The organism is Ruminococcus sp. (assembly GCF_024691275.1).
Taxonomy (GTDB): Bacteria; Bacillota; Clostridia; order Oscillospirales; family Ruminococcaceae; genus Ruminococcus.
In genome coordinates, this window is the sequence record NZ_JAILNU010000005.1 from 1 (window position 1) to 14,177 (window position 14,177).

At 47.0% G+C, this 14,177-nt stretch carries 15 protein-coding genes and 1 pseudogene; 7 read left to right on the top strand and 9 right to left on the bottom strand.

The window, feature by feature from the left end:
* Nucleotides 1-259, top strand: a pseudogene (locus K6G33_RS00430) (hypothetical protein); the annotation flags it as partial.
* A 140-nt stretch (nt 260-399) separates the two neighbouring features.
* On the opposite strand, the gene K6G33_RS00435 reads toward K6G33_RS00430, so the two are convergent.
* Together K6G33_RS00435 and K6G33_RS00440 are read right to left on the bottom strand one after the other, a co-directional pair.
* A complete protein-coding gene (locus K6G33_RS00435) occupies nt 400-939 on the bottom strand; it encodes a hypothetical protein (protein WP_296775033.1) in 540 nt (179 codons plus the stop codon).
* Nucleotides 940-955: 16 nt separating this feature from the next.
* Nucleotides 956-1,228 (bottom strand): hypothetical protein, encoded by a 273-nt coding sequence (locus K6G33_RS00440; RefSeq protein WP_296775034.1) that lies wholly within the window; start codon nt 1,226-1,228, stop codon nt 956-958.
* A gap of 128 nt (nt 1,229-1,356) precedes the next feature.
* Between K6G33_RS00440 and K6G33_RS00445 the strand changes: the two genes are divergently transcribed.
* Nucleotides 1,357-2,091: a polysaccharide deacetylase family protein gene (locus K6G33_RS00445; protein ID WP_296775037.1), complete on the top strand. Its 735-nt coding sequence runs from the start codon at nt 1,357-1,359 to the stop codon at nt 2,089-2,091.
* A gap of 119 nt (nt 2,092-2,210) precedes the next feature.
* Complete coding sequence (locus K6G33_RS00450; protein ID WP_296775038.1) at nt 2,211-2,855, top strand: YhfC family glutamic-type intramembrane protease; 645 nt, start codon at nt 2,211-2,213, stop codon at nt 2,853-2,855.
* A 74-nt stretch (nt 2,856-2,929) separates the two neighbouring features.
* On the opposite strand, the gene K6G33_RS00455 is transcribed toward K6G33_RS00450, so the two are convergent.
* The gene (locus K6G33_RS00455) at nt 2,930-3,808 is read right to left on the bottom strand and encodes a DUF11 domain-containing protein (RefSeq protein WP_173450189.1); all 879 of its coding nucleotides are present in this window, start codon (nt 3,806-3,808) and stop codon (nt 2,930-2,932) included.
* A gap of 241 nt (nt 3,809-4,049) precedes the next feature.
* On the opposite strand from K6G33_RS00455, the gene K6G33_RS00460 reads away from it, so the two are divergent.
* The 4 genes from K6G33_RS00460 to K6G33_RS00475 all read left to right on the top strand — a co-directional run bounded on the left by K6G33_RS00460 (nt 4,050) and on the right by K6G33_RS00475 (nt 7,821).
* Nucleotides 4,050-5,060: a M20/M25/M40 family metallo-hydrolase gene (locus tag K6G33_RS00460; RefSeq protein ID WP_296775042.1), complete on the top strand. Its 1,011-nt coding sequence runs from the start codon at nt 4,050-4,052 to the stop codon at nt 5,058-5,060.
* A 3-nt stretch (nt 5,061-5,063) separates the two neighbouring features.
* Nucleotides 5,064-6,068 (top strand): M42 family peptidase, encoded by a 1,005-nt coding sequence (locus K6G33_RS00465; protein ID WP_296775044.1) that lies wholly within the window; start codon nt 5,064-5,066, stop codon nt 6,066-6,068.
* Nucleotides 6,065-6,865, top strand: a complete 801-nt coding sequence (locus K6G33_RS00470) for a GNAT family N-acetyltransferase (protein ID WP_296775047.1) — start codon at nt 6,065-6,067, stop codon at nt 6,863-6,865. The genes K6G33_RS00465 and K6G33_RS00470 overlap by 4 nt, the downstream gene beginning before the upstream one ends.
* Before the next feature lie 161 nt (nt 6,866-7,026).
* A complete protein-coding gene (locus K6G33_RS00475; RefSeq protein WP_296775048.1) occupies nt 7,027-7,821 on the top strand; it encodes a hypothetical protein in 795 nt (264 codons plus the stop codon).
* 69 nt (nt 7,822-7,890) lie between these two features.
* Here K6G33_RS00475 and K6G33_RS00480 read toward each other — a convergent pair whose 3' ends face one another.
* The 6 genes from K6G33_RS00480 to K6G33_RS00505 form a co-directional block, all read right to left on the bottom strand.
* Complete coding sequence (locus tag K6G33_RS00480; RefSeq protein WP_296775050.1) at nt 7,891-8,961, bottom strand: radical SAM protein; 1,071 nt, start codon at nt 8,959-8,961, stop codon at nt 7,891-7,893.
* Between the two features lie 3 nt (nt 8,962-8,964).
* Complete coding sequence (locus K6G33_RS00485) at nt 8,965-9,762, bottom strand: dockerin type I repeat-containing protein (protein ID WP_296775052.1); 798 nt, start codon at nt 9,760-9,762, stop codon at nt 8,965-8,967.
* A 113-nt stretch (nt 9,763-9,875) separates the two neighbouring features.
* Nucleotides 9,876-10,238 carry a hypothetical protein gene (locus tag K6G33_RS00490; protein WP_296775054.1) on the bottom strand — a complete coding sequence of 121 codons (363 nt, stop codon included), beginning with the start codon at nt 10,236-10,238 and terminating at the stop codon, nt 9,876-9,878.
* A 149-nt stretch (nt 10,239-10,387) separates the two neighbouring features.
* Entirely contained in the window at nt 10,388-11,542 is a 1,155-nt protein-coding gene (locus K6G33_RS00495; RefSeq protein WP_296775056.1) for an FtsW/RodA/SpoVE family cell cycle protein, read from the bottom strand.
* A gap of 96 nt (nt 11,543-11,638) precedes the next feature.
* On the bottom strand, nt 11,639-13,165 hold the full coding sequence (locus tag K6G33_RS00500; protein WP_296775057.1) for a YifB family Mg chelatase-like AAA ATPase: 1,527 nt from the start codon (nt 13,163-13,165) through the stop codon (nt 11,639-11,641).
* A gap of 2 nt (nt 13,166-13,167) precedes the next feature.
* On the bottom strand, nt 13,168-13,986 hold the full coding sequence (locus tag K6G33_RS00505) for a hypothetical protein (RefSeq protein ID WP_296775060.1): 819 nt from the start codon (nt 13,984-13,986) through the stop codon (nt 13,168-13,170).
* Nucleotides 13,987-14,177: the final 191 nt, after the last annotated feature.

Below are 14,177 nucleotides of genomic sequence, written 5' to 3' on the forward strand. Positions count from 1 at the left end.
TCAGGTGGAAGAATTTGCTGTTAATTATGCTAAATGGCTTTATGAGCATAAATTGGACGGACGTCATAGAATCAATATAGTCAAGGATATGGATGTTACACAAATAACATATGGAGAAATATCGGATATCTATGATTATGATAAATATATTGGGGACTATACATTTAGTTTTGGATCTTCAAAAGATAAAGTAATACATTCTTCTTCTTTTGATTCCAATGTAAAAGAAACTGAAATAGAGACTTATTTAAATGATTAATAAAAGGAGTAAAATGACATGCTAATAAACGGAGAATACATTGAAAAATTATCAGATGAAGAATTGTGCATGATTGAGCAATTGACATATCTCGATGAAATGGTTGCTGAAAAATAAGCGGACAATCAAAATGTCCGCTTTTATTTTTTTGCCATATCGCCTATAAACAGTCCTATTGAGGCTATCAGCAGCGGCATTGCAGCTCTTCCGCATACTGTCATCACAGCCAGAGCAGCCGCAATTATAAGTACTTTCACCGCCCCGAGTATCAGCTCCGCAGTACGCTCATGAGGAGTTCCCAACGTGAAAAGAGCTATGATCGCTCCCCCGTCAAGACTTCGGTACGGCAGCAGATTATAAAGCGCCGCCGCAAGGTTCAGCATGGGGAATTTTCCGAAGCGAGTGCCGAAAATCGCATACACTATAAAATTTGCCGCTGGCCCTGCAATAAGCACAAAAAGGCTGCTCCTTAACGAATATAAGCTCCGTTTCGCTGTTTCCATACGTATCCCGACACCGCTCATCTCAACACCCGACAGCCTTCCACCAACAACTCTGAGCGCCGCGATATGTCCCACCTCGTGAATGGCGCAGACAGCGTAAAATGCCATAATAAGTCCGCTGTCACGCAAAAGGAATATCAGTGCGTTGAAAACAAGAAACGAAAAATCTATGCGCACGGATATCCCTCTGTATTTAAAGCTCAGCAATATAGCCTATGAGAAGGTCAATGGGATTCGGCATTACTTCCCTGCTGTCCGTCACAAGCCCTCGCAGCTTCGCAAATACCTCGCCCGTAATCTCGGGATATATTCTTCCTGCCGCAAAAAAGAGAAGCGCTGCCAGTATACACACGACTGCCTGTGTCGCTATCACGTCATCAGCTCTGTTTCGGCGTTTTCTGTCATATTCCGCTATAAGTTCCTCAGTAGTCTCCTCCTCTGCAAACTCGTTCTTTTCTTCGTTCATATCATCACCTCATTAAAAAATATGCAGAATTTTCATGAAAATGCAAAAACTCCCACGTTTTTCTGCGTTATTTCAGAATATAATACTCTTGCGGAACTTCTCCGCAAATCTAATCAGAGGTAACAAAAATGAGATTTTCAGTTCCTGCTGCCTTACTGACTGCGGCTGCTGTGCCGTATTCGGTAGTATGCGCAGCCAACTGCACTAAAATAGGCTATGGTCAGGGAACTGCTGTCGATGATAAAAACCGTCCTGTCGACGCTCTTGCGTTCAACAGCCGATTCGGCGACCTTGATGCCTTCGCCTTATCCAATGACAGTCAGCGAATAATCATTACCTTCGATCAGGGCTATGAAAACGGCTATACCGCGAAGATACTCGATACACTGAAAGAGAAAAACGTTCAGGCTATATTCTTCCTGACAGGCTCTTACGCAAAAACAGAGAACGCTCTCGTAAAACGTATGATAGATGAGGGACATATCCTCGGAAATCACGGCATGACCCACGCAAGTCTGCCGACTCTGACAGACAGCGACGCTAAAAATGAGATAATGTCACTGCACGATTATGTTCTGGACAATTTCGGATATCAGATGCAGTACTTCCGCTGTCCATGCGGCGAATACTCCGAACACGCTCTTGAGATAGCAAAAGAATGCGGCTACAAGTCACTGTTCTGGAGCAGCGCCTACGTGGACTGGAACATCAATTCTCAGCCGCCGCCTGCCGAGGGGCTGAAAAAGCTCACTGATGCAGCTCACGGCGGAGAGATACTTCTTCTCCACTCGGTTTCCTCGACCAATGCAGCGATACTCGGCGACCTGATAGACAATTTCCGTGCCAAGGGATTCACGGTATAATTTATGCCCGAAAGCGGTCTTGTGCTGCTTTCGGGCTTTTCTATTGACAATAACAGTATCATGCTGTATAATGTTTTTAAAGTTAATCGTTTTTATAAAAGGAGATCGCTAAACGAATCATGACTGACCTTAACTGTCTTCTTGCAGGACTTGTACGGCTGTTGAGCCCGATACTGCTGCTCTGGCTGCTGCGCAAAAAAGTCCATGCACGGATCTATCCTGCACTTATCGCCTTTATTGTCTGTTTTCCCGTTTTTATAGTTGCCGGCTTTATCCGTTCAGGCTTCAGCCACAGTTCCCACGCTGCCTTTTGTATCCAGCAGGGACTGCTCTACGGAATTTTTGAAGAGGGTGGGAAGTTCCTGACAATGCGTTATCTTCTCAGTTCCTACGACCGCCCCACAGACTCCATAACCTACGGCATCGGACACGGTATGTTCGAGGAGATCGGCGCAGGATTCGCTTGTCTGAATCTTATCGGAACAGGCAATGCCTCCTCTTACATACTGCCCGCAAACATATTGTTTACTGCCGATGGCGCAGTATCCGTTGTAGCTCTGACTGTCATTATCTTCTATGGCATACAGACAAATAAATCGGGGAAAATGCTGACTCTTGCAATACTTCTCCATTTTGTCGGCAATGCGACCACAGGATTGTTCGGAAACACCCTACTCATGCTCCTGCTGACAATAATTGAAGGTTGTATCGCATACCGCTGCTGGCAGGCAATGCGTCCGCCCCTCAGCAACAACATACAATAAAAATATCCCGAAGGCAGCTCCATGAACTGCCCTCGGGATAAAATATTATATTGCGATCGTTTCGAAAATTGCTCTTATGCGAGATTTCCTCTGATGATAAGTGTGCTCACGCCCGGCTGTGCAGACCACTCGCCTGTTGTCTCGTCCTGACTGAACTGTGCAGCAGGAACAGTTATCTGTCCGTCAAGGCTTGTGAATACACCTGTAGCAGGATCATACGAATAATTAGTTCCCTCGACCCATGTTGTTCCGTTGAACTCAACTGTTACATCGGTCAGTGCAGGTGTGAATGTGTCGCTGAAAATAACATTATCCGCAGCCTCGGCAGGTGTACTGCCATAGTTCTGGATAGTGAAGGTGTAAGTCACAGCTCCGTTTTCTTCAACAGCCGCAGGACTGAGCGACTTGCTGATTGCAAGGTCGATACCCTCGCTGTAATAGATGGTTTCGGAAGCTGTTATCGGGTCAAATGCCTTTGTGCCCGTAGTATCCGTACCACTGACGGTAATAGTGTTCACAATGGAAGCACCTGTTCCCAGCGGCGCAAAACCGTTTGTATTCGTTGAATATACGATCGTAGCATTGCCGCCCGCCGGTACGCTGATCCCTGTTACCGTAAGAGGAGAAACGGACGTTACCGCAGGAGCTGCCTGCTGTATGCCGTTTACATAGTATAAGATAGTTCCCTCCTCATATGTGAGCGGAACTACATCTCCGCCTGTTTCACTCAGAGAATATGCTCCGAGATCATCTGTAACAGTGATATTGCTGTATGATGTGGAGCCTGTATTGACTATGCTCACCACGTATACCTTCTCGTCATTGGTGGTATAGTCATCGGATACCGCTGTTTTTGTGGCGGAGATCACCTCAAGTATCTCTCCCGATGTTATATTTGAACTCGCAACCGTTCCGTTATATGACAGTGTTGCCTGATTATAGAAAGTCGCCATAATGATTCCTCCATATGACGGCTGAGCCGCCGTATTAAGGGAGGGAAGTTTCCCTCCCTCACCATCATTATATGCGCCTTCACATTCAGGTGACACATTGGCTAACGGCTAAAGACTTAACTTAACGAAAATACTTTCCTAACTCATTTATTAATATAACGAGTTATCTATTGAAAAAAATTCATAAATCTGTTATAATATGAATAACGTGTTTTGTATTTTAATGAAAGGAGCTTTTACAATGGATATCAAACAAACCGTCATCGCGCTCTCTGAAGTTTCGGGTACTTCAGGGAACGAAGAGGCTGCCGCTCAGCTGGCACTTTCCATGCTGCGTCAGTACACACCTGATGCTTCTGTAGTAAACGGAAATGTCATCGGACGCTTCGGCGTTCACACTGACGGACTGCCGTCGCTCGTTCTTGATGCTCATATCGACCAGATAGGCTTCGTTGTCACCTACATTACCGACGAGGGATTTGTCAAGGTGGGCAGCGTAGGCGGCATCGACCGCAGACTTCTCCCCGCACAGCCTGTCATTATCCACGGAAACCAGAACATCAAGGGCGTTATCTGCTCTGTTCCGCCACACCTGTCACACGGCAGCAGCGAAGTGCTCGCCATTGAAGATGTCGCTATAGACACAGGTATGTCTAAGGCTGAACTTGAACAGTTCATCTCCATCGGCGACTCTATCACCTTCGATGTATCGTGCAGACAACTCATCGGAAGCCGTATCACAGGCGGCGCTCTCGATGACCGCTGCGGCATCGCAGCTGTGCTTCGTACTCTTGAGCTCCTCGCAGGAGCAAAGACCGCTTATAATGTCACGGTCATCTTCTCCACTCAGGAGGAGGTCGGCGAACGCGGCGCTAAGATAGGCGCTTTCACCGTATCTCCTGATATCGCCCTTGCTGTTGATGTCAGCTTTGCCTATGCCATAGGCGAGAACGAACGAAACTGCGGATATCTGGGCAAAGGTCCTATGATCGGCTTATCTCCTTCTCTTTCACGCGAGATAAGCGACAAGCTCATAGAGACAGCTAAGAAAGCCTCTGTCCCCTATCAGCTCGAAGTGATGAGCGGTCTGACCTCCACCAATGCCGACCGCTATTCCGTTAATCGTGAAGGCGCAAAGACCTGTACGGTCTCCATACCTCTGCGCAATATGCATACTCCCGTCGAAGTCATCGACCTCAATGATATCGAAACTACTGCACAGCTTCTGGCTGCATTTATCAAGGAGGGCTAAGTTATGAAGGAATTACTTAAAGAACTCTGCATGACCGACGGTATCTCAGGTGATGAAAAAGCTGTAAGAGATCTCATAATCAGCAAGATAAAACTCGTCTGCGATTACCATATTGATAACCTCGGGAACCTCATCTGCTTCAAAAAAGGCAAGAAAACTCCGAAGAAAAAGCTGATGATATGCGCTCATATGGACGAAGTGGGTCTTATCGTCACTTCAGTACGCTCTGACGGAACACTTACATTCGGCTGCGTCGGCGGTATCGACCCTGCCGTTATCATCGGCAGACAGGTGCGTATCGGCGAAAAACGCATCAGCGGCGTTGTCGGCTCAACAGCTGTCCATAACCTCAGCAAGGAGCAGCGCGAAAAGGCTCCCGCAGCTGACAGCCTCTACATAGACATCGGTGCCGCTGACAAGGCTGAAGCCGAAAGCTGCATTTCCCTCGGTGATCCTGTATACTTCGACAGCGAATTCACCGAGCTGGGCAGCCACCGCGTAAAAGCAAAGGCTATTGACGACCGCGCAGGCTGCGCAATGATGATAAAGCTCCTGCACGAGTCCCTCGAATACGATACCTACTTCGTATTCAATGTTCAGGAGGAGATCGGTCTCCGCGGCTCTGCCGTATCGGCATTCTCGGTCGCGCCTTCCTTCGCTATCGTTCTCGAAGCTACCACAGCTGCTGATATCGACGGCGTTTCAGGCGAAAAGCGCGTCTGCGAACTGGACGGCGGCCCTGTAGTATCATTCATGGATAACAGGACAATTTACGACAAGGAGCTCTACCACCTTGCCTTCGATATCGCCACCTGCCAGACCAAGACCATGATCGCAGGCGGAAATGATGCGGGAGCTATTCATATAAGCGGAAACGGTGTGCGCACCATAGCTATTTCCGTTCCGTGCAGATACCTCCACTCCCCTTCATGCGTCATTGATATGACCGACCTTCAAAGCTCCTACAAGCTTGTAAAAATTCTCGCAAGAAGGATACCCGAATTATGATAACACTTATCGAACACGAGCATGAGCTTGACCGCGTACTGCTCAACAAAACTCTCTCAGGCAAGAAAATGCTTGCCTATATGAGAGCCTATGGTCCGAACTATGAATTCTGCCGCTTCTACAAGATAACCAATGAGAGCGGCATGGGCTTCATGTTCATCATCAACTCAACTCTCATTATTTGCGGCGACGGAAAACTCGAACCCAATGAGGAGATCGACCTGTTCGTCAGCATGAATGTGCCGTTCCGTATCGAGGGCGACCAGAAAATACTCGAAGGTATCAGGATACCTGACCGTTATCAGGTGCTCAACCGCACTATCTTCGAGCTTGTCCCCGATGATACGCCCCTCGAGGCTATCGAGGAACACGTTGAGTTCAACCCCAACCTGCCTGACGTATACAAGATACTCAGCGAGGGATTCCCGAATATAGCGGATTTCTCACTGTGGTACACCGATACCTCACACCGCTGCCGTCACGGTATAAGCCGCGTATTCACCTACCGCGGTTCGACAACGGCTTCGGCAGTTTTCGATATCGGAAGCACCGTCCTCATCGGACAGGTGGCTACAAATAAGGCAGCAAGAGGCAGAGGTTACGCAAGAGAGTTCCTGAAATGGCTCGCCAAGTTCTTCAACGGACTCGGCAAAAGAGCTTATCTGCTCGCGCTCGATGTAAGAGTAAGCTTCTATCAGGAGATAGGCTTCCGAGTAGCAGGACGCGAGATCGTCCTTGAACGTATAGACGTTGAAAAGGAAAGCGCTGCTAAAGGTAAGCTTGAAGAAAGATCATAAAACAGTATATGATACAGTCCGAAGGCGGCGAACAATGCTGCTTTCGGACTTGCTTTTTGCTGATGTACTATTCCTCAATAAAAATGTTTGACATAAAAAAGAAGATATGATATAATTACCCTGATATTGTTTTGATATCAATGAATTTTCGGAGGTTTATCATGAAAAAAATAGCATTGACACTGGCATTCATTCTTACTTTATGCTCATTTACAGGCTGCAAGGACAAGAAGTCCGAAAAGGCAGACAAGAGCACCTCGTCAAGTAAGTCTGAAACAACAGATGAAACAACAACAGAAGCCGAAGCTACTGAGGCTGAGGGTAACAGCAAAAATGCTGATGAGAATAAAGAAAACAACAGCGATGACAATGAAGACGATCCCCAGGAAGAAGATAACGATGATATCAATTTCAAAAGAGGCAAGATCGAGGACGGCGTTTATTCAAATGAATTCGCTGATATAAAGTTTACCGCTCCCGAGGGCTGGACTTTTGCCGACGATGAATATATTCTCAAGATGATGAATATCAGCCTTGATAAAATCGGCGATGACACTGCTATTACCAAAGAACTCCTCGACCAGGCTGTTATCTATGACGCTTTCTGCATGGATCAGACTACAAGAAAAAATATCATTTTCGAGTTTGAGAATCTCGAAAAAGAAGTCCCCAACCCTGATGAATATACTATGGACGATATCATAGCTGCGTTCGATCAGCAGCTTGCAGCAATTGATGCCATTGAATACAAAAAGGTCAAAACCGATACCACTACGATCGCCGGCAAGGAGTATACAAGGCTGGTTTATCAGGCTGATATGGGCGGCGTTATTTCTATTGAGCAGGTATTCTATATCAGACGTGATGGCAATTTAGTGTTCTGCATAATCGCTTCCAACGGTCAGAGCGGTGAGGATATGACCACCTACGAGGATAAATTTGAAACTCTCAGCTGAGCTGTATTCCGGACATAATATCATAAAAAGCCATAGCATTACGCTATGGCTTTTTCATTATGTATTAACTCAGAACAGTATGTCCTTGAAACAGAGCATAGGCTCATTCTTGTCAAAATCCCAGCTGTGATACGAATCACCGTGGCAGTATTCCTTCTGGTCACACTTTGAACAAGTGGGATTATCGTCAGAAAGGTCACGGCGGAATATCTGAAACTTGTTGTTCCATACATCGCTGAATCTATCACGAAGGATATTTCCCTGAACGAACTCCGGTCTGCGTTCGATATCGAGACAGGCCATGATATCGCCGTTAGCAGCGATACTTGCTGTATACAGACCTGCTGTGCAAAGGTAGTACCAGTCGCGCACTTCACGCTCGTACTCCATACCGAGATAGTGACTGCATCCGTATGTAACAGGTTCGCCTTCGATACGCTTATTTCTGATATACTCAAAGAGATACTGATAGTCCTCTTTTGTGAGGATAAGCTCGGGGTGCTGCTTAGCACGTCCCATAGGCTCCATATTTACTATTCTCCATGAGTCTATATCCATTTCGTTGAATATCTTGAAAAGCTCGTCAAGCTCTCTGATACTCTTGTGAGTAACGACTGTAGTCACCTGAACGCTCTCAAAACCTACACGAATAAGACTTTCGATACCCTTCATAGCCCTTGCATAGCCGCCCGGAGTTCTGCGGAACTCGTCATGAGTCTGCTCAAGACCGTCTATGCTGACTGAGATAGTTCCCATGCCGACTTTTTTAAGGTCGCGGGCTATGCTGTCGTCAATAAGTGTAGCATTGCTTGTCATGCCCCAACTGAAGCCAAGATCATGAGCAACGCCCATTATATCGAAGAATTCCTTGCGGAGAAGCGGTTCGCCTCCTGTGATATCGAGCATCTTGCCGCTTGTGGACATATCTTCTTTTACCTGCTGAAGGAATGTCCTGTACTGATCTACTGTGAGTTCCTCTGACTCAACGTCGCCGCACTGGCTTCCGCAATGGAGACATCTTTCATTGCAGCGCAGTGTGAGCTCAAGGAAAAGGTTGCGGAGCTCGGGTTTTGTCATGAGAGTTTTTCTGTAATCCCTCATCTGCCCGAGGTGTCTGGTTTTCATGTTTACATCGAGCATATATTACTTCTCCTGAGATGTTGTATCATTACTGTCAGCTATAGCGTCTACACCTGCTTCGATATCACCGCGGATATCCTTCACAATGTCCTTTATCGGCGAGATGCCGTAAAGAGTAACGATAAGATCATTTCCCGGGTCATATGCTGTAGTTGTGGTAGTCGTTATTTTATCGTCAGGCTTAGCGGTTTTTTCTATCTTTTCGATAGGTGCTCCCCTCATTATACCTGCGATATATTCTGTTTCACTATTAAGTGTCTTCAGCTCACCCAGCAAATATCTCTGGAGCATGAGCAGATCCGCAATACTTACCTTGCCGTCACGATTGATATCTCCATAGCTTGTTGACGCGAAGTTCTGAGCTTTTCCTGTAACAAGCATTCTTCTGAGTGCGATAGCGTCAAAGCTGTCGATCTGCTGATCGAGATTGACATCGCCAAGGAGCTTGTAGTATACAGGCGGACCATACAATACCTCCGGCATTGTTGTAGTTACAGCTTCCGTCGATGTTGTAGATTCTGTAGTTGTAAACATCCACGGCGGGCCGTAAAGCGAATGCATAAATGTTGTAGTTGTTGTGGTAAAAGTCTCCTGTGCAGTTGTGCTCATTGTACTCATAACCTCGGGAGGACCGTAAATAGGCATTGGTTTCCTCGAATCGGTCACCTCAGTGAGAACTTCACTGGCTGTAGGCTCATTAGCCTGATTGTCTGTCTCCCCCACTGCACTGCTCGGGAGCGCAGCCATATTTGCTGATGCGAACATTGCTGCTGTAAGGACTGTACGAATAGTTTTTTTCATGCTAAAACTCCTCTCATAAAGTGTCTTTGCAGTACTTTCATACTGCGTTAAAAATGTCTGCTGTTTTCTTATTCTCTTTTATATTAGCTGCTCGGGCAGCTTTATATACCTATTTAGCTTTCGGGCGGACCGTAGACCAGCTGGACGCTGTCGCGGGAAGGCTCGTATTCTGTAGTTGTCTCCACTTCTTCTGTCGGCGGAGGTCCGTACAGAGCTGCGACTGTTTCCTTTTCAGGTTTATATTCTGTAGTCGGAGCAGTCTCATCTTCCTTGACTGTAGTAACAGGAGGCCCGTAAACGTCCTGTACATCGTCTTTTGCAGGATCGTATTCAGTAGTGGTCGTTTTTTCATTAGCTTCAGTCGGAGGAGGTCCATAAACAGTCTGAAGCTCGTCAGAAGACGGCTCACAGCCTGTGAGCATAGCCGTTCCCATCAGGATAGCAGCCATAAGTCTGGTTTTCTTATTCTTTTTCACAGTAAGCCCTCCTTATCTATCGCTATTTCTTATATTTTACCGCAAATTGCATAATTTGTCAATATCAGAAAATAAAAAATGGAACTTTTTTTAATAAACAGAAGTAACGCTCAAAAAAGCTCCCCCGATAAATACGGAGGAGCGATGCATCAATCTTCATCTTCGTCATAGAAGACGTTATAGTTTACAGCTCTGTGACTGTAGGTGCTGAGCACAAGTCCGATGATAGCATACATACTTATCATAGCCGTACCGCCCGCACTCAGGAACGGAAGCGGAACACCGATAACAGGAGCTACCTTCAGCACCATGCCGATATTCATTATACAGTGTGAGAGAACCAGTCCGAAAGCACCCATGCATATGAACTTTCCGAGGTGATCGCGGCAGACACGGCTGTCGCCGAATATTTTCAGACAGATATACGCAAGGATTATTATAAGTCCCAGCGAGCCGACAAATCCGAAGACCTGTCCTGCATAGGTGAATATGAAGTCATTGTGTATCTCGGGAACGGTGATGTAGTCCTCGGGCTTTCCGAAAACGCCCTTTCCGAAGACTCCGCCGGATTTCAGTGCTGCAAGTCCCAGATCCTGCTGATATTCAATATATTCAGGGTCTGTACCGGGGTGGAAAAGTATAAGGATACGCTTCTTGTGGAACTCACTGAGAGCAAAGAACCACATTCCCACAACTCCCGCTGCGATAACGAAAGGAGCTGCTACAAGGTACTTCCATGATATCTTTGCGGAGCATATCATGAATGCAAATATCGCCGCAAATACTATAGCTGTACCGTAGTCGCCCTGCAAGCCGACTATACCCAGCGGTATCGCTGCGTGTATCAGCAGGAGCAGCATATGGAGCGGCTTGTTCATCTCCTCCTCATCACGGGAAAGATGATACGCAAAGGTCAGTATGAACGCCAGCTTCAGCACCTCTGACGGCTGGAACTGGACAAATCCGAGATTGAGCCACGCCTGGTCATCAGCGCCCTCTCGCCTGTATCCCAGCGAAGTAAAGGTAAGGGCTGTAAGAGCAAGCGCCACGGGAACAAATAAAAACCACAGCTTTACCAGCTTACGGTAATCAATAAACGATATGATGATCGCACCGATAATTCCTGCAACCATTGAAAACAACTGTGTTTTCCAGTAGCTCGGTCCGACTCCTTCAAGCACCTTGTTGTACGTTATGGAATATATCAGCAGGGTGCTTATTGCAGCACAGAGCGTGACCGCAAAGAGCAGTCCTGCATCAATGCTGTGTTTGCCCGAAGGCAGTTTTTTAAATGCCGATTTCATTGTATCTCCTTTTTATCTCTCTTTTTATTATCAATAAACACTTCATGTCGGGCTGATGCGAACATCAGTCCCTGCAAGCCATAGGCTGAAGGCTTATTATTCCGACCAGTACTTGCGGTCAAGGCTCCGGAACTGTGCTGCTGCCGCAACATGAGCCTTCTGTATCACCTCTGAACCGTTTATATCCGCGATAGTCCGCGCGACCTTCAATATGCGGTCATAGGCTCTCGCACTGAGTCCCAACCTGTCGAAGACGCTTTTCATAAGTTTTTCCGCCGCATCGTCCATAGGACAGAACTCCTGTAATTTATCAGGCGTTATCAGCGCATTGCAGGTTATACCCGTACCCCTGAAGCGCTCTGACTGTATCTCACGGGCAGCTATCACGCGCTTTCTTATGTCCGCCGAACTTTCATCTTTCACCTTCGACGAAAGATCTCCGAACTCCACGGGAGCGACCTCGATATGGATATCGAAACGGTCAAGGAGAGGTCCCGATATCTTTGACAGATAGCCTGATATCTTATTCTTTGAGCATATACATTTGCGCTTGGGGTGTCCGTAATAGCCGCAGGGACACGGGTTCATAGCTCCTATGAGCATTATGGTGCACGGATATGTCACCGTTCCCGACGCACGGGCTATAGTGACCTTCCTGTCCTCAAGGGGCTGTCGCAGTATCTCCAGCGTCTTGCGGTCAAACTCCGCAAGCTCGTCCAGAAAAAGAAGTCCGTTATGAGCGAGGGAGACCTCCCCAGGGTGCGGAACTGTTCCGCCGCCTGCAAGTCCTGCCGACGATATCGTATGATGCGGCGAGCGGAAAGGTCTTTTTGTTATTATGGGCATATCGGCGGTAAGTAATCCCGATATTGAATGTATTTTCGTGGTCTCGATCGCTTCCTCAAAGGTGAGCGGCGGAAGTATGGAAGGCATACGCTTGGCAAGCATACTCTTTCCGCTTCCCGGCGAGCCGATAAGAAGGGCATTATGTCCTCCTGCGGCAGCTATCTCCAGCGCCTTTTTCGCCGACTGCTGTCCCCTTACGTCGGAAAAGTCGAGGGACTCGTTATATGCAGCTTCAGGCGGTATGTACTGTTCACACGGGGAAAGGCGCTCCTCATTTCGGAAATGGCGTATGAGCTCCTCCGCATTGTGTACCGCATATATCTCAACGCCGTCTGCCACGGAAGCTTCCTTGGCGTTATCAGCAGGTACGAACACCGACTTTATGCCCAGTTCCCTTGCCAGCATTACCATGGGCAAAACTCCGTTTATGCGCCGTATATCGCCGTTCAGTGATATCTCGCCAATGAACGAGCAGCCGTCAAGTTCCTCGCTTATCATTCTCATTCCGCGCAGTATCGCCATAAATATTGCCATATCATGCACAGAACCACTCTTTTTTGTATCAGCAGGTGCAAGGTTGACCATTACTGCCGCAACAGGAAAGCTGATGCTGCATGAACGCAGCGCTGCACGTATGCGCTCGCGGCTCTCCTTCACGACCGTGTCCGGCAGACCCACTATATCAAACTGCGGATTACCGCGGCTGATGTCTATCTCCACATCTACAGGAAATGCGTTAAGTCCGAAAAGACCGAGACTTGAGACCTTGGCAAACATTATTATCCCCCCAGACTGTTTTTCAGCGGACTATCCGAAAAATCGCCTTCCTTTACGCCTCTGGGCTTGAATCTTGATGAATTCGTATTAGTCCTAACAACGCTTTTTACTGTGAGCTCGGGCATTTCGCCGAATCCGTTCGTTTCTGCGGACCCAGGCTGTGCGTAACTCATCAGCTTTTTCTTTTTTGCGCCCGAAGCATCAGTCCCCTGACTGATATTCCGCTCTTTTGCAAGCTTCTCCCTGAGCAGCTTGTGGTAACGATCTCCCGAATAGCCATCGGGATTCTCTTTCTTCTTCTCGTCATATTCGGTAAGTATAGAGCTGAACACAGGATAGCCCTCAGTACGCCGCAGCTGCTTGAAATCCGCATACCCTTTAAGCGATCCAAAGCTCTTGAACACTCCGCCGCCGCCAATAATCAAAGTAATAAAATCAAACATTGTCAGTCTTACAAATGCCGAGAACACCAGCATCAGAGCGTACACAAAAAATACTATTACCGTACATATCTTATACCTTGTACAGCCGATAAGAGCAACAAGGCTCAACAATAAGCACATAATCATCTGCACCATGCTGAACCCGAAACCCATTTCAAATGCCTCTGTATCTTTCAATGTGAACATCAGCGGTATCCAGCCAACAACGTGGAGCGGTACTGCAAGCAGCGATAAAAGTGCCATTATCCCACTTACAGCAAGAGTATAAAACAGCGTTTGCTGGCTTATATTTTTTATCGCATCGAGCCTTCCGCGGCACGTAGGGTAATGCGCGTGGTTCGGCTTTTCTATCAGATCAGGATTTTTTTTGAATTCCATATCATTCTCCATCGCAGGCATATCGTACTGATATGCAAATAATCATGGTCTTTATTATTATATCACTTTTCGCACATGATGTAAATATTTTCCGCAAATTTTACTGCGTATAAAAAGCCGTCCTTAAACGGAGTGCTCATATAGAAACTTTACACGAAATCGGAGGGAAACCTTTCTGAGAAAAGGTTTCC

What these genes read in the sequence shown, in the direction of transcription:
- K6G33_RS00440 (WP_296775034.1), bottom strand. Translation starts at nt 1,228, where the DNA reads ATGAACGAAGAAAAGAACGAGTTTGCAGAGGAGGAGACTACTGAGGAA.
- K6G33_RS00445 (WP_296775037.1), top strand. Translation starts at nt 1,357, where the DNA reads ATGAGATTTTCAGTTCCTGCTGCCTTACTGACTGCGGCTGCTGTGCCG.
- K6G33_RS00450 (WP_296775038.1), top strand. Translation starts at nt 2,211, where the DNA reads ATGACTGACCTTAACTGTCTTCTTGCAGGACTTGTACGGCTGTTGAGC.
- K6G33_RS00455 (WP_173450189.1), bottom strand. Translation starts at nt 3,808, where the DNA reads ATGGCGACTTTCTATAATCAGGCAACACTGTCATATAACGGAACGGTT.
- K6G33_RS00460 (WP_296775042.1), top strand. Translation starts at nt 4,050, where the DNA reads ATGGATATCAAACAAACCGTCATCGCGCTCTCTGAAGTTTCGGGTACT.
- K6G33_RS00465 (WP_296775044.1), top strand. Translation starts at nt 5,064, where the DNA reads ATGAAGGAATTACTTAAAGAACTCTGCATGACCGACGGTATCTCAGGT.
- K6G33_RS00470 (WP_296775047.1), top strand. Translation starts at nt 6,065, where the DNA reads ATGATAACACTTATCGAACACGAGCATGAGCTTGACCGCGTACTGCTC.
- K6G33_RS00475 (WP_296775048.1), top strand. Translation starts at nt 7,027, where the DNA reads ATGAAAAAAATAGCATTGACACTGGCATTCATTCTTACTTTATGCTCA.
- K6G33_RS00480 (WP_296775050.1), bottom strand. Translation starts at nt 8,961, where the DNA reads ATGCTCGATGTAAACATGAAAACCAGACACCTCGGGCAGATGAGGGAT.
- K6G33_RS00485 (WP_296775052.1), bottom strand. Translation starts at nt 9,762, where the DNA reads ATGAAAAAAACTATTCGTACAGTCCTTACAGCAGCAATGTTCGCATCA.
- K6G33_RS00495 (WP_296775056.1), bottom strand. Translation starts at nt 11,542, where the DNA reads ATGAAATCGGCATTTAAAAAACTGCCTTCGGGCAAACACAGCATTGAT.
- K6G33_RS00500 (WP_296775057.1), bottom strand. Translation starts at nt 13,165, where the DNA reads ATGTTTGCCAAGGTCTCAAGTCTCGGTCTTTTCGGACTTAACGCATTT.
- K6G33_RS00505 (WP_296775060.1), bottom strand. Translation starts at nt 13,986, where the DNA reads ATGGAATTCAAAAAAAATCCTGATCTGATAGAAAAGCCGAACCACGCG.